Raw genomic sequence first — 21325 nt, 5'->3', positions numbered from 1 at the left:
TTTTAGCAAAAGGTTTATAAATGATTAGCGATGAAGATATTAAAAAATTTCAGATAGATAGTTTTTTTAAATATGTAAAAATACCAAGTCAGAGCAAAGGAGGTTCAAATACCATTCCAAGTTCTGAAGGACAGATGAAACTTGCTGGTATTCTTGCTGATGATTTAAAAACTTTAGGGTTAAAAAATATTGTATTGAATAATAATGCTATAGTTACAGCATTGCTTCCTAAAAATAAAGATAATGTACATTCTATTGGATTTGTAGCACATCTTGATACTGTTGATATAGGACTTGATGGAAATGTTAATCCTCAGATATTAAATTTCAAATGTGATGACTTTTATTTGAATAAAGAAAAAAATATAATATTTAAAGTATCAGAACATAATGAAATAAATAATTATATAGGTGAGGATATTATATTTTCAGACGGAACTAGCGTACTCGGTGCAGACAATAAAGCGGCAATAGCTACTATTATGTCGGCATTAAAATATATCATAGAAAATAATATAGAACATGGAGATATATACATAGCATTTGTACCCGATGAGGAGATTGGACTTTTAGGTTCTAAGGAATTGGATTTGAATGTATTTAAACCTGATTTTGCCTACACAATAGATTCATGCGAAATAGGGGAGATTGTCTACGAAACATTCAATGCTGCTACTGCTATTATAAATATAGAAGGTGTAACTGCTCATCCTATGAGTGCTAAAAATGTATTGGTAAATCCTATATTAATAGCTATAGATATAGCCAATGAGTTTGATAGAAAAGAAACTCCGGAATGCACAGAAAAAAAGGAAGGTTATATTTGGGTGCAGGGTATAAGCGGAAATCAGAGAAATGCATCTTTAAGATTGAGCATAAGAGATCATAATAAAACTCTTTATGAAAATAAAAAATCAAAAGTAAGAGAAGCCGTTGAAAAATATCAAAAGTTAAATCCTAGAGCTAATATAGAATTGAATCTTCAAGATGTATACAGCAATATATCAGACTCTATAAAAGATGATAGATTTGCAATAGATGTTATGTATGAGGCTATGAAAAATCTTAGTATAGAGCCTAAAACCTTATCTATGAGAGGCGGTACTGATGGTTCTGTTTTATCATCGAAAGGGCTTCTCACTCCTAATTATTTTACCGGTGCTCATAATTTTCATTCTATATATGAGTTTCTGCCTATATCTTCATTTTATAAGAGTTTACAAACTACTATTGAAATAATAAAGATTATATCTTCTAAATAATTATTTAAAATATTTTATTTCTTTCTAAGACCATTAAATATATGCTTGACATAAAAATATAAAAGCATTATACTATTTAGTAAAAAATCGGACTATAATTTATTTTATTAATGGGGATAAATAAATGTTAGGCTATATAAAAATATTTATAACTTCAAAACTTAATATATTATTCTTTATATACAAATCTCTTACAAAAGTATTTTAAATTTTTTCAAAATAATCAATCAATTTAATCTATAAAAAAATATATATACTGAAAATTTTTAACTTTGTCAATTTTTTTATTGTTCTTTTTCCCGCCGCAAAAAGAACCAAAAAGTGCAAGTGTAAAATTAGTTCTAAATAGTACTAATTTTGTTTTACAAGTAATATAGATTATTAATTTAAGCTAAAATATTATCCTTCGCGAAGCGTATCCAAGCCTGTCGAGGATATAGCTTCTCGCCGTAGGCGGGATTCGCCTGTGGCAATACTTACAGTACTTCCTTCGGTCGCAAAAGAACTGGGGTATTGCGTAAGCATGCAGAGCAGTGGGCAAAGCCTTGCAGATATTTAAAATTAAAAAAAATATTTCTGACAAAGTATATTTATTTAGGTATATACCAATCTATGAGGTGTATTATGCAGCTTAATAATAAAGTTTTAAAAGAAAATTCTAGTAAAAAAATATTTATAAATTATGCAATTCCAAGTATGCTCGGAATGCTTATGGAAAGTTCAGCAGTATTTATAGACAGTTTATTCGTAGCGAATTTTATATCATCGGAGGCTTTTTCTGCAATAGGTATTGTTTGGCCTATTACAGCATTATCATTTGCATTATATGTTATGCTTACATTAGGTTCTATTGCCATAGCAGGAAAATGTATTGGTGAAAATAATATGAGGCGTGCAAGTTTAATATTTACTCAAACTTTAATAACCGTTATAACTTTAACTACTCCAGTATTAATATTAATTTATATATTCAGAGAAACATTACTTCCATTATTCGGAGCTCATGGAAATATATATAATTTTTCATTAGAGTATATTAACGGTGTTATTGTAGCAGTATTCTTTTGGGGAATGGCTTATGTATTTAGTCAATTTATAAGGCTAAATGGTTCCCCAAAGTTTGCATCATTGATGTTTATAACTTCATCTTTAACAAATATAATATTAGATGCTATATTTATAGTAGTATTAAAATTAGGTATTTCAGGTGCTGCTTGGGCTACAGCTTTTTCGTATATTATTGCATTTATAATAGGATTTTCATATTTCTTTAATCCTAAATGCAAAATAAAAATCATAAAAGTATATGGAGGCTGGAATTATATATTCAAGGCTATATTAAATGGTTTTTCAGAATTTTTAAGCAATATTTCTTCTGGTATAATACCTTGGCTATTTAATATAACAGCATACAAAATATTAGGAAACAATGGAATACTTATTTATTCTGCTGCAAATTATATAATTACATTTTTTATAATGATTGCAAGCGATATAGGAGAAATTTTATCATCTTTAATCAGTGTTTCTTACGGTGCTAAAAATAAAAACAAGATGAAAGATTTTCTAAAAATTGGAATGGTATTTGTTTCATCATTATCAATATCAGCTTCTATAATATTACTTATCAATCCAAGTATATTAGTTAATGCTTTATTAAAAAATATAGATTCAAAAACTACTGAAGATGCTATGTTTTTTGTAAGGTCATCTATACCAATTTTTATATGCGTTGGTATAAATATAATAATGAGTGCCTATTATACTTCTATTCAAAAAGCTGGAGCATCTGCTTTGATTGCCGCTTTGAGAACCTTAATTTTACCTGTTTTACTAGTATTAACATTACCAAATATATTAGGATTTTTAGGTCTTGTTTTGGTTCTTCCTATAAGCGAGATTATAACATTAATTGTATCAATAGCTTTATATAAAAATAGAAGCATTGATGTTTTAATTAGAAATTAATTATTTTAGTATGATAGTATTGCAACATAGTAATATAAAAATTTAATATTAATTTTTTTATAAAATACTTGCAATATGTATCAAAAATGATACAATTTGAATGTTAAAGGAGTGTATGAATGGAAATAATAGCAAAAATTTTAAATATAGGTATTTTATACCTAAAGGATTGCAATAATGACCATTGTATTTTACAAAAACTCCAAAAAGAAAGAACCTGTAAAGGAGTTTTTTAATACTTTAGAAAACGATAGCAAAAAGAAAGTAGGTGCTAAAATAATAGTAGTATCTGAAATGTTGAAAAATCATCAGAAAATATCTAAAGAGTTATTTAAAAAGATTGATGATGATATATGGGAAATAAGAGTTAATAATATTAGAATATTTGTTCTTTTATATGATGGCAATATGTATCTATTACATGCTATTATAAAAAAGAGAAACGATATACCAAAAAAGGATTTATCTTTGGCAAATGAAAGAGCTAAAGAAATAAAGAGTTACATAGATGAAAACAAGAAATAATAATAAAGATACCAAAGAAATAAATAATCCTATAGGAGGAGATTTCTTTGAGTATCTTAAAGAAGAAAATATTTTAGATGAATGTTTATCATTATCATCTAAAGAATTAATAGTTTACCAATTAAAAGCTATAATGGAAGAAGAACATATTTCAAAATCTGATTTAGCAACTAAAATGAATACAAGCAGAGCAGCAGTATATAGACTTTTAGATGAAAACAACAACTCTGTAACATTAGACACTTTAGAAAAAGCTGCAAAATTTCTTAATAAAAAACTCATTATAAAATTTGTATAATTAATATTTGACTTTTTGTCAATAGTAAATTAATTAAAATAAAAAACTTGACTTACATTAACAAACATAAGCCAAGTTTTTAATTTTATATAAATTAAATTGTGTTAATAAAACGTAATTAAGAATTATAATATATTTGTTTTATTAAAAATGCAGTCTTTTTGGTTCTTTGTGCCAACAAAAGAACTGGGGGTGTGGGGGCTAGTCCCCACAAATTAAAAATTATATACTAATTTAAATACAATACCGTATTCATATAAAATATTATAGAGAAGATAAAACTTCCTCTATACCTTTTAATTTATCTTCAAACTCTTTTTTCTTTCTGTTTTCTGTGTCAATAGCTTCCTGTTTAGCTTTTTTCATGAAGTTTTCATTAGAAAGTTTCTTGTTTACAGCTTCTAAATCTTTTTTGTATCCTGCTGCTTCTTTTTCTAATCTTTTCTTCTCTGCTTCTAAATCTATTATACCCACAAGATTAACATTTATCTCACCGCCTTCAAATACTTTAACGAATGAACCTTTATTTCTCTCACTATCTGCTGAAGAAACTATATTCAATGATTCTGTAAGTGAAAGTGCTGATATAATATCCTTATAGCTTTCTGCAGTATTTTTGAAATAATCTGAAGTATAGCGAATTATTACATCAAGTTTTTTGTTTGGAGGCAAATTAAATGATGAACGTGAATTTCTTATTCCTGAAACAATATCCTGAATTAAGTTGAAATCTTTTTCTATATCTTCAAATATATATTTAGCATTAGCTTTTGGATACTCTCTAATCATCAATGCTTTTGAATCAATATTATGTTTTGGTAAATTAGAGTAAATTTCTTCTGTTATAAATGGCATAAATGGGTGAATCATAGCCATTGATTCTTCAAGTACATATAAAAGAACAGCAATAGTTTTTTCTTTCTTGCTTTCATCTTTCAAATCGAATTTACTTATCTCTATGTACCAATCACAGAATTCATTCCAATAGAATTTATAAATAGTCTGAGAAGCCTCATCGAATCTATACTCTTTTAATTTTTGAGTAGTTGATTCAATAGCTTTCTGAAGTCTTGATAATATCCATTTATCTTTATTTTCAAGATTGTAGCTCTCTAAATCTTTTATATTAGCATTATCATCAATATTACCAAAAATATATTTAGCACTGTTGTAAATTTTATTAGCAAACTTTCCGCCCATTTTGAAAAGTTCTCTGTCAAGCCAAATATCCTGACCGCCTAATGAAGTTATGAATGATAAAGTAAATCTGAATGCATCAGCTCCATGCTCATCAATAATTTCTATAGGGTCGATGCCGTTTCCTAAACTCTTAGACATTTTTCTTCCGATTTTATCTCTTATAAGTCCGTTAAGATAAACATCTTTGAAAGGTACATCATTCATAAAATGAGTTCCTGCCATAATCATTCTAGCAACCCAAAAGAATAATATATCATAACCTGTAACAAGTGCTGTAGTAGGGTAGAAGTATTTTAATTCTTCATTAACTTCAGGCCAGCCGAAAGTAGAGAAAGGCCATAACCAAGAAGAAAACCAAGTATCAAGTACATCTTCATCTTGATGAATATTTTTAGATTTACACTTAGTACATTCTGTAATATCAGTTTTTGAAACCATCATCTCGCCGCAGTCATCGCAGTACCAAACAGGTATTCTATGTCCCCACCATAATTGTCTGCTTATACACCAATCTCTGATATCAGTCATCCAGTGATTATAAGTGTTAATCCATCTTTCAGGATAAATTTTTGTATTTCCGTCATTAACAGCCTTGTATGCTTTTTCTGCTAAAGGCTTCATTTTTACAAACCATTGATCGCTGTAATAAGGCTCTACAACATTATGACATCTATAACAGTGTCCTACTTGGTGTTTAATATTATCTTTACCAACGAAAGCACCTAATTTTTCAAGTTCATATATTATTAAAGCTCTTGCTTCTTTAACTGTTTTACCTTGATAATTAGCAGGTGTATTTTCATTGAATGTACCGTCTGCATTAAGTATATTTATTATTTCTAAATTATGTCTTTGAGCTATAGCAAAGTCATTAGGGTCATGTGCTGGAGTGATTTTTAATGCTCCTGTACCGAACTCTTTATCAACATAAGTATCTTTTACTAGTCTTAATTTTCTGCCTACTATAGGAAGTATTAAAACATCTTGTTCTGTAAGATGTGCATATCTTTCATCATCTGGGTGAACAGCAATAGCAACGTCAGCCAAAATAGTTTCAGGTCTTGTAGTGGCTATTTCAATATATTCATCTTTTCCTTCTATTTGGTATTTAACATGATATAAAGCACCGGCAACTTCTTCGTGTTCTACCTCATCATTAGCTAAAGCAGTACCGCAGCTAGGACAGTAGTTAATAAGATATTTTCCTCTATATATTAAACCTTGATTATAAAGCTCAACGAATACCTCTCTAACAGCATTGCTAAGTCCTTCATCAAGAGTAAATCTTTCTCTATCCCAATCGCATGAACAGCCTATTTTTTCCAACTGTTTTACTATGATAGAGTGATGTTCATTAGCAACTTCCCAAGTTTTTTTAACGAATGCCTCTCTTCCTAAATCATGCTTATTTTTTCCTTCAGCCTTTAATCTTCTTTCAACAACGTTTTGAGTGGCAATACCAGCATGGTCGGTTCCAGGCATCCATAAAGTACATTTTCCAAGCATTCTATGGAATCTTATAAGTATATCCTGAAGCGTATTATTAAGACCATGTCCCATATGAAGTACACCTGTAACATTTGGAGGAGGTATGACTATAGAATATGGCTCTTTATTTTTATCCATAACAGCATGAAAAAATCCATTCTCTTTCCAGAAATTATATAATTTGTCCTCAATATTTTTAGGGGTGTATGACCCTTCTAAAGTATGTTTCATATTCTTTTCCTCCAATCAGTCAATAATAATATTAAAAATTGATAATATATTTTATACTATATAGAATATTTTTCAATTATTAATTTTTATTTGCATCGATTTATTAATATAATATTAAAATTAAAACTTTGAATTTATTGATTTTTTATTTAATAGATTTTATAGTTTTATATTGCAGTCTTTTTTAAAATATGATATTCTTATTTTTTTGAAACTATGATAAATAATATGATAAATTAATGGAAACAAATATGAACAATATGAATGAAGCCTTAGACTATATATACTCATTTATGGGTAAAAAGACATTGCATAAAAATAGTTTTAATCATATGAACAATGTTAAAGGTATTTTAAAAATTTTAGGATACAAGCAGATTTTTAAAGTTGTACATATAACAGGAACTAAAGGAAAAGGCTCTACTACATTGGTATTGTCAAAAATGCTTTCATATATAGGATATAAGGCTGGAGCTTTCATTTCTCCTCATATAGTTAATGAAAGAGAGAGAATATCTATAAATGAAGAATGGATAAGCGAAGAAGATTTTATAAATATAACAAAGAAAATAAAGAATATCATAGATAATAATGAAATATATAGTAATGTAACTGTATTTGAAATATTTACAATAATGGGGCTGTATTACTTCTTTATAAAAGGCGTTGATTATGCATGTATTGAAGTTGGTATAGGAGGAAAATTAGATTGCACTAATATAGTGGAATCTGATATAAGCATACTAACATCAATATCTTATGATCATATGGAAGTATTAGGCTATACTATAGAAGAAATAACTACTCAAAAGGCAGGAATTATAAAACCTAATTCTGTTGTAATATCAGCATATCAGGAAGAAAATTCCATAAAGATAATAGATGATATATCAAAAGAAAATAACTGCAAATTATATGTTTTTAAAAGGGATTTTGATGCAGAAATAATACTAAACAGCAATGAAAAATTAGAATTTAATTATTTGGAGAATGATAAAAAATATAGTTTTTCAACTGTTTTGCTTGGAGAACATCAGGCAGAAAATATATCTCTTTCTTTTAAAGCATTAAATATACTTCTTAAAGCGGATAATAATCATATAGAAAAAAATATTAATAAGGCAGTAAAGTCTTTAAAAGATTTTAGTATTAATGCGAGACTAACATTTATGCATAAAAATCCTGATATAATAGTAGACGGTGCTCATAATTCAAAATCATTAGAAATGGTACTGAACACTATATATAAATGGTATGATGATGTTATAATATTGTTTGCCCCTTTGAGTCAAAAAGATATAAAAAATATGGCTGAGGTATTAAAACAGCATGATTCATTAATAGTACTAAGTTCGCCTGATAATATAGCTCATAAAGAAACGGATAGCTATAAGACTTATAAATATTTTAAAGATAATAGTAATGTTAAGCATATACCAAATTTTTATGAGGCAGTTGAAAATTTAAAATCAATTAATAAAACTGATAAGCCTGTACTTGTAATAGGTTCATTATATGCAGCCAGTGAATTTATAAGTTTATATAAAAATAAGGATATATAAAAATATATACTGAAACGATTTCATTTTTACGATTACTGACATTATATAATTATTATCAACTTTTTTGCAGCACACGCTCTGCGGACTTCGCCTGTGGCAACAAAAGAAGTTGGGTAAAAAGCCACAAATATAAAAAGAAAATACAAATTTATTTTTAACAAAGTATATTTGTTTAGGTATATACTAAAAATTTTTAACTTTGTCAATTTTTTTGTTGTTCTTTTTTCCCGCCGCAAAAAGAACCTTATATCCTCGATAAACTCGGATACGCTTCGCGAAAGTGCAAATGTAAAATTAGTACTAAATCATACTAATGTTGTTTTACATGTAATATAAACTATTAATTTAAGTTAAAATATAGCCTTTTTGCTTCTTTGTGGCAACAAAAGAAGTGGGGTGCGGGGCAAAGCCCTGCAGATATTTAAAATTTTAAAAAATTATTTCTGACAAAATATAGTTGTTTAGGTATATCACAAATATGTTATAAAACTTTTTCTAATTATATAAATAATAGTTCTTCTCTTTCTTTTTTGCCAAATTGGAATATATCTAAATGTATTCCAAACTGAACGCCTACATCAACAGAAAATAATTTACCAGGATATTGATATCCTTCTCCTAATGAACCTAAATTATCTTTTATTGCCATGTTTGGAATATCAAAATTAACGTATAATGATAAACTTAGAACAATTAAATTTATACCTGTATAAAGTCTTATATAAGGGATTAAAGTATCGTTAAATCTTGCTGATAAAGTTCCTCCGTTTAATGCTGTATAATTGCCCCCAATCCAATATTTGCCTGTAAAAGGAAATTTAACACCTCCGCCTATACCTAATTGAAATATTAAAGGCCGCCATTCAAAATTAAGCCCTGTCATAAGGCTGTCAAATTCATGTGTGAAATCTTTATAAGTATATTGAAATTTGAATGTATCTCTATACCAACCTATATCTAAACCTATAGAAATAGTATGAATGCCTTTTTTATCTACTTTAAAATTAATTCTAGGTTGGAATATAACTCCTACTTCAAATGCACTTTGAGGAGATAATATTAAATTTGGATCTGCATTATTATTTTGATAAATACTAGGAATGCTTCCTCCTAATGGAATATAAAGACCTAATCCTAAAGAGTTAGAATAGGCTAGTGCTGATGCCATTATAAATATAGTAATTAGTATAATAATTTTTTTCATATTTTTTTCCTTAAATATTTAAACTAATAAAATGTTTAAATATACAATAGAAACATAATATTTAAAAAATACAAATAAAGATTTTCCAATATATATATATTTAAATACTGCTTAAATTAACTATGCAAAATTTTTATGATCCTATTATGCTATTTCTAACATCATGATCATTATTTTTACCAAATTCTATAATAGGTAAATGTAAACCAATCTGAACACCTAGATCAACAGAAGTTAATTGAATAGGATATCTATACCCTCCGCCTAATGAAGCTAAATTATCTTTTATTTGTGATGTTGGCAGATCAATATTAGCATAGAATGTTAAACTCACTAAAGCGAAATTTACACCAGTATAAATTTTTACATAAGGTATAATTAGATTATTAAATCTTGATGATAAAGCCTTGTAATCTAATGCAGTATAATTCTCTCCTGTCCAATATTTACCTGATAATGGAACTTTAACGCCGCCTCCTATTCCTATTTGGAATATTGAAGGCTTCCATTCAAGACTAAGTCCTGTAATAATGCTATCAAATTCATGTGTAAAGTCTTGAGAATTGTCATGAAATTTAAATGTATCTCTATACCATCCGAAATCTATTCCTAATACTATGTAATGAAATTTATCTAGCTGAAAATAAATTGATGGCTGAAATATAACTGCTACTTCAAATGCAGATTCTGCCTGATCAGTTAAATATTCTGATAAAATACCATTTTGATAGAAACTAGGACGGCTTCCAGCAAACGGAACATACAAACTCATTACGAAATTATGAGAATATGCTAATGATGTTGTCATTATAAATATAGTGATCATTACAATACTTTTTTTCATATTTTTTCCTCAAAACTAATTATTATACGATATAGAATCATTTAAAATATTTCTTTTTGATAAAGAAAACATTAAAAGTATAAACGAATGTTTTAAATTTGAGAATACAAACATATAATTTTTAGAATAGAAATTTAAATATTGCATAAAATTAATTCCATAAATTTCGTAAACCTATTATTAATGTAAATGTTTTTCATATAAAAGTCAATATTAAAATATGTAATTTTGTTATACTCTATATTAGTATTTATTTTTTAAAATTATATATTATTGTATAATTAAACTATATTAGTTTATATAAAATAGGGATATATAAAAATATATCCCCATTGTCATAAAACTTTTTCTATACTGAATTATTTGATAGTTTGTTAATTAATAGGTTATTGATTTTCTCCGAATTTGAATATATCTAAATGTAAACCTACCTGAACACCTATATCAACAGAAGCTAATTTTCCAGGATAGCTATATCCTTCACCTAATGAAGCTAAATTGTCTTTTATCTGCATATTTGGTATGTCGAAATTAACATATAATGCTAAACTTACAAGATATAAATCTATACCTGTATAAAGTCTTACATAAGGTATAACAGCATTATTGAATCTTGATGAGAAATGTCCCCCGTTTAATGCTACATTATTGTTTCCTGTCCAATATTTACCTAAGAAAGGAAATTTAACACCTCCGCCTATACCTAGTACAAATAGAGAAGGACTCCATCTGAAATTAAGCCCTGTCATAACAGTATCGAATTCATGTGTAAAGTTTTGAGAACCTGTTTGAAATTTAAATGTGTCTCTATACCAGCCTACATCTATACCTATAGATACCCTGTTATATTTATCTATATCAAAAGTAACTCTAGGGTTAAATATAACGCCTACTTCAAATGCTGTTTTAGGACTCAATGATGCAGTCGGATCTAAATTGTCATTTTGATAGAGGCTAGGAATACTTCCTCCTAATGGAATGTAAAGTCCTACACCTAAAGAGTGAGAGTAGGCTAACGCGGATGTAATCAGAAACAAACTGATTAATGTAATACTTTTTTTCATATTTTCTCCTTAAAACTAATAAAAAAGTTTAGGTATATGATAGAAACATGAAACAATTTAGAATATTACTTTTTGATACAAAAAATTGTGAAAGAATAAATGAACGTTTAAAATTTGAGAACACAAACGTAGAATTTTTAAAATAGAAATTTAAATATTGCATAAATTAATTCCATAAAACTTTTCATAAACCTATTACTAATATAAATGTTTTTTATATAAAAGTCAATATAAAAATATCTATTTTTATTATACTATATCTTGGTATATATTTTTTATAAAATATTTATGTTAATTTTGTATGATTAAATTATTGATTATATAAAAATGGGGATATATAAAAATATATCCCCAATATGTTATAAAACTTTTTCGATTAGATGATTTCTTAATAATATGTATATGCTTATTCTTCCGCTTCTTCTCCGAATTTGAATATATCTAAATGAATACCTAGCTGAACACCAACATCAACAGAGCCTAATTTTCCAGGATAGCTATATCCTTCACCCAATGAAGACAAATTATTTTTTATCTCATAATATGGTATGTCAAAATTAACATATAATGCTAAACTTACAAGGAATAAATCTATACCTGTATAAAGTCTTACATAAGGTATAATAGTATTATTAAATCTTGCTGAGAAATTTCCTGCACTTAATGCTATATTATTATTTCCTTCCCAATATTTACCTGTGAAAGGAATTTTAACGCCTCCTCCTATACCTAATACAAATAGCATAGGATTCCATCTGAAATTAAGACCTGTCATAACAGTATCAAATTCATGAGTAAAGTTTTTTGAATCAGTTTGAAATTTAAATGTGTCTCTATACCAACCAACATCTATACCTATAGATACATTATTATATTTATTTACGTTAAAAGTAACTCTAGGGTTAAATATAACGCCTACTTCAAATGCTGTTTGAGGACTTAATGATGTAGCTGGATTTAAATTATCATTTTGATAGAGGCTAGGAATACTTCCCCCTAATGGAATATAAAGTCCTACACCTAAAGTATGAGAGTATGCTAATGCCGATATTACCAGAAATAGACTGGTTAGTATAATTATTTTTTTCATATTTTCTCCTTGAAACTATTATCTTTGTGAATATGACAGAAATATGAAACTATTTAGAATATTTATTTTAGATAAATAAAAGAGTGAAAGAATAAAAGAATTTTTAAAATTTTAAAATAATACAAACGTAGAATTTTTTAAATAGAAATTTAAATATTGCATAAATTAATTCCATAAAACTTCATAAGCCTGTTTTTAAGGTAAATGATTTTTACATAAAAGTCAATATGAAAATATCTATTTTGTTATACTATACCTTGATATTTATTTATAATCTCTATTGTTTTTTTGGAAGCACCGTTATTTTTTATGAGTAAATTATATGCTTTATCTGCTAAACTATTTCTAAGTTCTTCATTTTGATATGCTTCTTTTATTGTATCAGTTAATTTTCTTTTATCATCACAAGTGAGTACTGCTTCTTTCATATAATCATATATTTCAATGAAATTATACATATATTTTCCAACTATAACTGGCTTTTTAAAATAAATAGCTTCTAATATATTATGTCCGCCCATAGTTCCCATAAAAGTACCGCCCATTATAACTAAGTCAGAAAGTTTATACCAATTCAATAATTCACCTATTGTATTTATTATTATTCCGTCTTCAGATGTTTTATCATAATCTGTATAAAGAGGCATGTTATAACCTAATTTATTAGCTGTTTTTTGTATATCTTCGCCTCTGTTTATATCTCTTGGTACTATAACTACATATACTTTATCTTTAATTCCAAGTTCATTTATAGCTTTTAATATGAGTTCTTCCTCTCCTGCATGCGTGCTTCCTGCTGTTATAACGAATTTATTTACAGGGATCATATTTTCTAAAGCATCTATCTTTTTTTCATCTACATAATAAGTTATATCATATTTTAAATTTCCTGTAACAGTGATAAGAGATTCAGGCATTCCTATATATATCATATTTTCTTTATCTATATTGCTTTGTGCTAATATTTTGGTATACATATTGAAATATGGCTTGAAAAAGAATTTAAAATTTTTATATCCTTTTATTTCTTTTTTACCTATTCTTCCATTAATCATATATAGAGGTATAAGTTTTTTATGAAGCGAATATATAAGAGTAGGCCATATTTCTATTTCTGCTATCATAACATATTCAGGAGAAATCAAATTTATAAGTTTATTAATCATATGCGGATAATCTAAAGTAAGATAAAATAATTCTACCTTATCTCCATAATTTTTTTTAGCTATATCATATCCGCCAACAGTAGTAGTTGATAAATAAATTGTATATCCCTTGTCTATTAAAGTAAAGATTATTTCTTTAACTGCTACTATTTCACCAACACTTACAGCATGTATCCATACAGCATTTTTATTATTTTCTTTAGGGTATATAAACCCTAATCTTGATAAAGCCCCTTTTCTAATAGGTTTATTAAATATCATCATAATGGAAAAAGCTATAAATATTACAGGATAAAAAATATATCCAAATATTGTGTATACAGACATAAAAAATTTCTGCATAGATGATTTCCTTTAAATTATAAAACCTTTAAATTACAAAATAGCTGCTATAGTCATTATAATAATAATAAAGTATACAATAAAAGAAATTCCTGCCTTTACTAAAGCATGATGTTTTCTTGTACCCCATTCGCATTTAAAATACATTATTATAAATGCAATAAATAATAATATTTCAACAGCATTTACTATAATAAAAATAGCCTCATATATTCCTGTTTTTATATTATTATGCTCTATTATATAAAAAGCTGCTATAGGAAAAAGCATAAATATAGATGCATTAACTATTCTATGTATTAAAATATATTTATTCATAGCTTAAATTATACTAAAAATTTTTAAGTTTGTCAAAATTAATTTTTTAATTTAAAATATTTGCAGGGCTTTGCCCCGCACCCCAGTTCTTTTATTGGTATAAAAGAACCAAAAAAACTGCATTTTTAACCCAAATTTTAGGTATTACCATACATTTAATACATATTATAATAATATAAGGTTGTAGCAATTGCGTTTTTTGCAACTTTTTTGTGCGTCAAAAAAGTTGATAATACATTTACAAAATATAAAAATTGACAAAATGTAGTTGTTTAGGTATATACTAAAATATATATAATTGTCAAAGTAAATTTTAGTTTTATTTTAATTTTTCAATTTTTGTGGAAGTTTCAATATTTTTATTATGAAGCAGAATTCTATTTATTAATTTTTATTCTTATTAGTATTCCTATAAATACTATTATAAATGTTATTAGTACGGCATAATATAAATTCAGACTTAATTCATATTTAAGAAAATCAATATTACTGAATTTCTTTGCTAATTCTATTAAAATAGCAGAAAAAAATTCTGAAGTTTTAGAAGGAAAAATTGATAATGGAGCATATATTTGATATGTTATTATAGTTATTAGTGATGATGAAAGTATTATAAAAGACATAGGAACTGCAAATATATTTGATACTAGAGATGTAATATTTAATATTGAAAAATGATGTATGCTTAATGGAAGAACAGTTATAAGAGCAAATACATTTATAGATAAAAATGATAATAATTTTATAGAAATATTTTTTATTAGGCTAGTAATTTTATTATTTGTTTTTATATTATTTATATTTTTTATTATATAAAAATAGAATATTGGATAATAAATAATTATTCCTAAAGTTGCCAAAAATGAGAATTGAAAACTTATATCTTTAATAGAATTTGGATTTAAAAGCAGTATGATTAATCCTGATAAAAATAATGCATTAATAGAATTTCTGTTTCTATCAAAATAATATGAAATAAGCAGACAAAAAGCCATTATGCTTGCTCTTATTATAGAAACTGAAAACAATGTTATAGGCGGATATATTATTATGGTTATGATTGTTGATATTAATATTCTTTTATAAAAGTTTATAGGAAAGAAAGATAATATTAAAAATAAAATTGAAAGTATCATTGAAATATGAAGCCCTGATATAGAAAGTATATGAGATATTCCGGAGTCTATAAAATATTGTCTTATATGATATGGTATTATGTTTTTATCTCCTATCATTATTCCCTGTGCTATAGAGTAGGGTATAGCTTCCATATTTGAGCCTAGTGATTTTTTTATTATGTTTCTTATTTTTGTAGAATGAGCATTTATATAATTAATAATAGAAAATCCATTTTCTTGAATAACAAAATTATTATATCTGTATATACTTGCCGCACCATAAAGCATTCTATCAGCTAGAACTTCAATTATTATTTGAGAATTATAAATATCATTATTGGTTAATATGTTTTTGTATAAATTTATCTTTGAAGATACTGTTATTTCATCATTAATAAACAATGTTTTTAATGAATCATTATAAATTCTTATATTTCCAGCATAATTATACCAATTAGTGCCGTCATAAACTTTATCTACATAAGCAATGTATCTTTCTCTATAGCCGACAACTCCGTCATAAGATAATATTTTCGCATTGTATGCTTCTATTGGCTTATCAAAATTACTAAGCGGATTTTTTAATATGTCATAATATCTAATAACTGTATAGCTATAACCGATGAATAAGCATGAAAATATAATCATTATCATAGAAATATTTAATTTATTTTTTAATGCTAATATTATTGATAAAACTATAAATACAAAAGAAATTATAATTGAAACATTAAAAAAGCTGTTATTTTTAAATGCTATCGCTACACCGATTGCAAATGATAATGTAATGTATATTATATATGTGAGAGGATATAGAAAAAAGAATTTATTATAATTTTTAATCTCTTTTAACGATTCCATAAAAAATAATATTTATAATTGTGTCTAAGTCTTTTTCATAAAGCTCTGAATTTTTATTTTTAGCCCATTCCAATTCAAAACCTTTTATTATGGCAAGTACAGCCTCAGTGGCAAGTCTTAAATCTATATTGAATAAACCTTTTTTTACTCCGCTTCTCAATATCATTTTTATAGTATTATATTCTTCTTTATGATATTGTGCTCTCATATGCTCTATAAGGGTAAAGTCCTCAAATATTTCACTATGTAATGCTTCGTAAAGATTGGCAAGTTTTATATAACCTTTTTGTCTTGTAAGAATATATGCTCTTAATTTTGCTTCTGCGGTATCTTCTTTTTTTATTGCCTCGTATAATTCTTTTTTTAGATCATTGGCTTCATTTTCGGCTATTGCAAAAAATATTTCTTCTTTACTTTTGAAATAATGATAAATACTGCTTTTAGATTTATGCACCATCAATGCTATATCGCTCATAGATGCTTTTTTGAATCCGTATTTTTTGAATAATCTTTTCCCTGCATTTACTATCTGTTCACGAGGAGTCATTTTGATAACCTTTATCCCATATTTAATTATATTATATACTCTATTTTTTATTTGTCAAAGTTTATTAAAGATAAAGAATGTTAATGTATGTATATATAAAAATATTTGTGATTATAGTATATGATTAATATTATAATAATGTATTAACTTTTTTATTATATAAATTAATATTGATGTATAAATGTTTTCATGTTAATATATCGCTATGTGTAATAGGTTTGATATAAATATATTTGATGATATTGATATTTTAAAAGAATTAGCAAAAACTTGGCATGCTTATTATAATTTCAGAATGTCTTGTATATCATTAAAAAATTCAGAGTATTTATTAAGTATATTATCTTTAATACTAAATCCTGCAAATCATTATGAATATAAAGATATTGGTATGATATCGTATGGTATTTTAGAAGAATATCATTCTAAACATAAAGAGTTTGGTATATTAAAAGAGTTTTTAGATAGAGAATATAATTCAGCAGTTTTATCAGAGATAGTAAGTTTATTAGAGGGGAATGATATTGTCATTGATAAAAAATACGATGAAGATATTAGTTATATAGATAATTTGGATTTAGATCCTATTTTAAAATTATTAGTTTATCAGAAAATATCTTATGAATATGTCAAAGAGTATCAAAGCAGTTTTATAATATGCCGTGTTATATTTAATATATATTCATATAAATTAAAATTATTAGATACACCGATATTATATCCTTATCAGTTTTTTGAAGCCAGTATGAATGGAGCTTCGGATAAAGAGTCTATAATAAGGTATTTAAAATTTTTAAGAGGAATATGTTTATATGCTGTAGATACTATTAGCTTTGTTCATAAAAATTTATTAGTACTTAAAAATAAATTGCTTCTTAATAAAAATTTTAAGAAATTGACCGATTCTAATGTATTTTCTATTATATTTATTACTCCTTATATAAGAATAGTTGATTTAATGGAAATATTTGATTGGAAAAGAGATAAAGCGGCAAGATTATTATCAAAGTTAAGGGAAGAGGGCTTGTTTTCTGAAACTAAGGTGAAAAAAGAGAAAATATTTGTGAATAAGTACATAATAGGCTTATTTGAGTCAGGAGAAAATGAAAAACCAGAAGAGTTTTTGAATAAGTTTATATAAAAATGCTTGACATTTTTTTAAAAACATGTACAATGCTTTAATATTTAATAGACATCGCGGGGTGGAGCAGTTGGTAGCTCGTTGGGCTCATAACCCAAAGGCCGTAGGTTCAAGTCCTGCCCCCGCTAATAGCCAAAAATAGTACTTAGGCTTATTGTTTTGGCGGCGTGGCTCAGGTGGTTAGAGCATGCGGCTCATATCCGCAGTGTCAGGGGTTCAAGTCCCTTCGCCGCTAATAATTTTATAAAAAGGCAGGTGAGTGAATTGGTAAGAGTATTCGCTAACGAAGGCGAACCAGTAGAAAGCGTTATTAAAAGATTCCGCAGAGCTTGTGAAAATGAAGGCATCTTACAGGATCTTAAAGAAAAACAATTCTATAAAAAACCTTCTCTTGAGAAAAAACTTCAAAGAGAAAAAGCTCTTAAGAGAATGAAAAGAAAAATCAAAAAAGAACGCAGACTTGGTTTGTTATAATTTATCTGTTTTTTTATTCAAAGCATTGATATTTCGTATCAGTGCTTTTTTTTAATCTAGTTAATATATATACTTGAAAATATTTATTATTTAATGTATAATTCTCACAATTTTAAAATGAAATAATTTTAAAAGTTTAATAAATGATAATAATTTTAATTTAATAATACTGAAAAGGAGAAAATATATGGCAGCAAAACAGCTATTATTTGATGAAGAAGCTAGACGTGCCCTTATGAGAGGTGTAGATGCTTTAGCTAATGCCGTAAAGGTAACTTTAGGACCACGTGGACGTAACGTTGTAATAGACAAAAAATTCGGTCCTCCTACTATAATAAATGATGGTGTAACTATCGCTAAAGAAATAGAATTAGAAGATCCATTTGAAAATATGGGTGCTCAAATAGTTAAAGAAGTAGCTACTAAAACTAATGATGTTGCAGGTGACGGTACTACTACTGCTACAGTTTTAGCTCAAGCTATGGTAAAAGAAGGTTTGAAAAATGTAACTAGCGGTGCTAATCCTATGCTTATTAAAAGAGGTATAGAAAAAGCTGTTAGCGAAATAGTTGGATACATCAAATCTGAAGCTAAACAAATTAAAGGTAAAGAAGAAATCGCTCAAGTTGCTACTATTTCTGCTAATAATGATAAAGAAATAGGTTCTTTAATCAGCGATGCTATGGAAAAAGTTGGTAAAGAAGGCGTTATCACTGTTGAAGAAGCTAAATCTTTAGAAACTAGCCTTTCTTTAGTTGAAGGTATGCAATTTGACAGAGGTTATATTTCTCCATATTTCGTAACTAATGGCGACAGTATGACTGCTGAATTAGAAGATGCTTTACTTCTTATATATGACAAAAAAATCTCTAATATGAAAGAACTTCTTCCTATACTTGAGAAAATTGCTCAAACAGGAAAACCTTTCATTATTATTGCTGAAGATATTGAAAATGAAGCTTTAGCTACTTTAGTATTAAACAAAATGAGAGGAGTATTAAATGTATGTGCAGTTAAAGCTCCTGGTTTTGGTGATAGAAGAAAAGCTATGTTAGAAGATATAGCTATTTTAACTGGCGGACAAGTTATCAGTGAAGATTTAGGTATGAAACTTGAAAATGCTGCTATCGAACAATTAGGCAGAGCTAAAAAAATCACTGTAGATAAAGAAAATACTACTATTGTTGAAGGTGCTGGAAGTAAAGAAGATGTTAAAAGCAGAGTAGCTACTATTAGAAAACAAATAGAAGAAACTGACAGCGATTATGACAGAGAAAAATTACAAGAAAGATTAGCTAAACTTTCTGGCGGTGTTGCTGTTATCAATATAGGTGCTGCTACTGAAGTAGAAATGAAAGAGAAAAAAGCTAGAGTAGAAGATGCTTTATCTGCAACTCGTGCTGCTGTTGAAGAAGGAGTAATTCCTGGCGGCGGTATCACTTACTTACATGCTCAGCATAAATTAGAATCTTTAACTGTAGAAAACCCTGATGAACAAGTTGGTGTTAATATAGTTAAAAGAGCTATAGAAGAGCCTATCAGAATGATCGCTACAAATGCTGGTTTAGATGGTTCTGTTGTTGCTATTGAAGCTAAAAAACAAAAAGGCAATATGGGTTTCAATGCTCTTACTAATGAATGGGTTGATATGTTAAAAGCTGGTATTATTGATCCTGCTAAAGTTTCAAGAAGTGCTTTACAAAATGCTGCTTCTATTGCTAGCCAAGTATTAACTGCTGAAGTTATTATTACTGATATACCTGAACCTGAAAAACCAATGCCTCCAATGCCTGGCGGCGGAATGGGCGGTATGTATTAATAAATAGCCTATATAAAAGAAAATATAAATTATAGTAATTAAGTTTATATAAAAAAGCTTCAGTATTTTTACTGGGGCTTTATTTTTATTAATTATACTAGACTTGCTTCAAAAGTACTTAATAATTATCAATATAATTTTTACTATAAAATAGCGGCTTATATGTTGTATCATTAATTGTTATAAACGCACTTACTACAGATATGCTTCACATGGCAAATTACAAATTTTAAACACTAGAAAATAATCAGTATAAATATTTATTAATTTAGTTTTTAAAGAATTATAATTAAAAAATATATGATAAATGACTTTACTTTTTTTACTCTCTGTTATATTATAAATATCTTTTGTATTTTATGGAGTAAATATTGATGATTAAAAAAAGTTTATTAATATTAGCATCATTATTTATATTGCTGCCATGTGCTAATAATATTACATCTTCTAACAATAATGGGGACGAAGTTTGGCATCCGCTTACAGAAGAAGAAAAATATGGCATAGATGTAAGTTTACCATATGAAGAATTAAAGCAGGAAATAAAAGAAAAATTAAAAGCTTATTTTGAGGAAACAGGTTCATATAGAATAATATTGACTGGAACTCCTAAAGAATATATTTTTAGTCTTAGTGATGATTATGCTGATACTGTGGAAGTAGCATTAAAAAATGCTTTAGCTGAAATGGATATTAAGAATATAACTATAGATGTTGATCTTAGATATATCAATTTTATAAATGGAACTTTACCAGAATATATGTTTAACGCTTATGATCCCGAAAAAAATGATTATTTTTAG

Annotated in this window: 18 protein-coding genes and 2 tRNA genes; 11 read left to right on the top strand and 9 right to left on the bottom strand. The window is 26.9% G+C overall.

Translation table 11 applies throughout. From position 1 onward, the window contains the following. Positions 1–20 precede the first annotated feature (20 nt). The 4 genes from pepT (at position 21) to Q0K19_RS07455 (ending at position 4053) form a co-directional block, all read left to right on the top strand. Positions 21–1262, top strand: coding sequence for a peptidase T (gene pepT, locus Q0K19_RS07470; protein WP_297246844.1), 1242 nt, complete (start codon positions 21–23; stop codon positions 1260–1262). A gap of 624 nt (positions 1263–1886) precedes the next feature. Next, complete coding sequence (locus Q0K19_RS07465; RefSeq protein WP_297246842.1) at positions 1887–3230, top strand: MATE family efflux transporter; 1344 nt, start codon at positions 1887–1889, stop codon at positions 3228–3230. Between the two features lie 177 nt (positions 3231–3407). Continuing rightward, positions 3408–3755, top strand: a complete 348-nt coding sequence (locus Q0K19_RS07460) for a type II toxin-antitoxin system RelE/ParE family toxin (protein ID WP_157149677.1) — start codon at positions 3408–3410, stop codon at positions 3753–3755. After that, entirely contained in the window at positions 3739–4053 is a 315-nt protein-coding gene (locus tag Q0K19_RS07455; RefSeq protein ID WP_157149676.1) for a helix-turn-helix transcriptional regulator, read from the top strand. Before Q0K19_RS07460 ends, Q0K19_RS07455 begins: the two co-directional genes overlap by 17 nt. A 264-nt stretch (positions 4054–4317) precedes the next feature. On the opposite strand, the gene Q0K19_RS07450 is transcribed toward Q0K19_RS07455, so the two are convergent. Next, a complete protein-coding gene (locus tag Q0K19_RS07450; RefSeq protein ID WP_297246838.1) occupies positions 4318–6972 on the bottom strand; it encodes a valine--tRNA ligase in 2655 nt (884 codons plus the stop codon). Positions 6973–7223: 251 nt separating this feature from the next. On the opposite strand from Q0K19_RS07450, the gene Q0K19_RS07445 reads away from it, so the two are divergent. Beyond that, on the top strand, positions 7224–8534 hold the full coding sequence (locus tag Q0K19_RS07445; protein ID WP_297246837.1) for a Mur ligase family protein: 1311 nt from the start codon (positions 7224–7226) through the stop codon (positions 8532–8534). Positions 8535–9033: 499 nt separating this feature from the next. On the opposite strand, the gene Q0K19_RS07440 is transcribed toward Q0K19_RS07445, so the two are convergent. The 8 genes from Q0K19_RS07440 to Q0K19_RS07405 form a co-directional block, all read right to left on the bottom strand. Next, complete coding sequence (locus tag Q0K19_RS07440; RefSeq protein ID WP_297246835.1) at positions 9034–9738, bottom strand: hypothetical protein; 705 nt, start codon at positions 9736–9738, stop codon at positions 9034–9036. 133 nt (positions 9739–9871) lie between these two features. Next, positions 9872–10582, bottom strand: coding sequence for a hypothetical protein (locus Q0K19_RS07435; RefSeq protein ID WP_297246833.1), 711 nt, complete (start codon positions 10580–10582; stop codon positions 9872–9874). A 386-nt stretch (positions 10583–10968) separates the two neighbouring features. After that, a complete protein-coding gene (locus Q0K19_RS07430; protein ID WP_297246832.1) occupies positions 10969–11646 on the bottom strand; it encodes a hypothetical protein in 678 nt (225 codons plus the stop codon). A 406-nt stretch (positions 11647–12052) separates the two neighbouring features. After that, positions 12053–12736, bottom strand: coding sequence for a hypothetical protein (locus tag Q0K19_RS07425; RefSeq protein ID WP_297246830.1), 684 nt, complete (start codon positions 12734–12736; stop codon positions 12053–12055). A gap of 245 nt (positions 12737–12981) precedes the next feature. After that, the gene (locus tag Q0K19_RS07420; RefSeq protein ID WP_297246827.1) at positions 12982–14244 is read right to left on the bottom strand and encodes a glycosyltransferase N-terminal domain-containing protein; all 1263 of its coding nucleotides are present in this window, start codon (positions 14242–14244) and stop codon (positions 12982–12984) included. Positions 14245–14277: 33 nt separating this feature from the next. Beyond that, positions 14278–14562, bottom strand: coding sequence for a hypothetical protein (locus Q0K19_RS07415; RefSeq protein WP_297246825.1), 285 nt, complete (start codon positions 14560–14562; stop codon positions 14278–14280). A gap of 377 nt (positions 14563–14939) precedes the next feature. Next, positions 14940–16541, bottom strand: coding sequence for a ComEC/Rec2 family competence protein (locus tag Q0K19_RS07410; RefSeq protein ID WP_297246823.1), 1602 nt, complete (start codon positions 16539–16541; stop codon positions 14940–14942). After that, positions 16519–17088 (bottom strand): TetR/AcrR family transcriptional regulator, encoded by a 570-nt coding sequence (locus tag Q0K19_RS07405; RefSeq protein WP_297246821.1) that lies wholly within the window; start codon positions 17086–17088, stop codon positions 16519–16521. The genes Q0K19_RS07410 and Q0K19_RS07405 overlap by 23 nt, the downstream gene beginning before the upstream one ends. A gap of 205 nt (positions 17089–17293) precedes the next feature. On the opposite strand from Q0K19_RS07405, the gene Q0K19_RS07400 reads away from it, so the two are divergent. The 6 genes from Q0K19_RS07400 (at position 17294) to Q0K19_RS07375 (ending at position 21325) form a co-directional block, all read left to right on the top strand. After that, on the top strand, positions 17294–18229 hold the full coding sequence (locus Q0K19_RS07400) for a hypothetical protein (protein WP_297246819.1): 936 nt from the start codon (positions 17294–17296) through the stop codon (positions 18227–18229). A 55-nt stretch (positions 18230–18284) separates the two neighbouring features. Further along, positions 18285–18357 (top strand) — tRNA-Met (locus Q0K19_RS07395). A gap of 33 nt (positions 18358–18390) precedes the next feature. Beyond that, positions 18391–18464 (top strand) — tRNA-Met (locus Q0K19_RS07390). 20 nt (positions 18465–18484) lie between these two features. After that, entirely contained in the window at positions 18485–18703 is a 219-nt protein-coding gene (gene rpsU / locus Q0K19_RS07385; RefSeq protein WP_012669718.1) for a 30S ribosomal protein S21, read from the top strand. 187 nt (positions 18704–18890) lie between these two features. Next, positions 18891–20522: a chaperonin GroEL gene (gene groL, locus Q0K19_RS07380; protein WP_297246814.1), complete on the top strand. Its 1632-nt coding sequence runs from the start codon at positions 18891–18893 to the stop codon at positions 20520–20522. A gap of 374 nt (positions 20523–20896) precedes the next feature. Further along, positions 20897–21325, top strand: coding sequence for a hypothetical protein (locus tag Q0K19_RS07375; protein ID WP_297246812.1), 429 nt, complete (start codon positions 20897–20899; stop codon positions 21323–21325).

The sequence above is a fragment of the uncultured Brachyspira sp. genome, assembly GCF_944393015.1.
GTDB lineage: Bacteria > Spirochaetota > Brachyspiria > Brachyspirales > Brachyspiraceae > Brachyspira.
The sequence above is the reverse complement of the archived record's forward strand: the minus strand, read 5'-3'. Positions and strand labels throughout refer to the sequence as shown.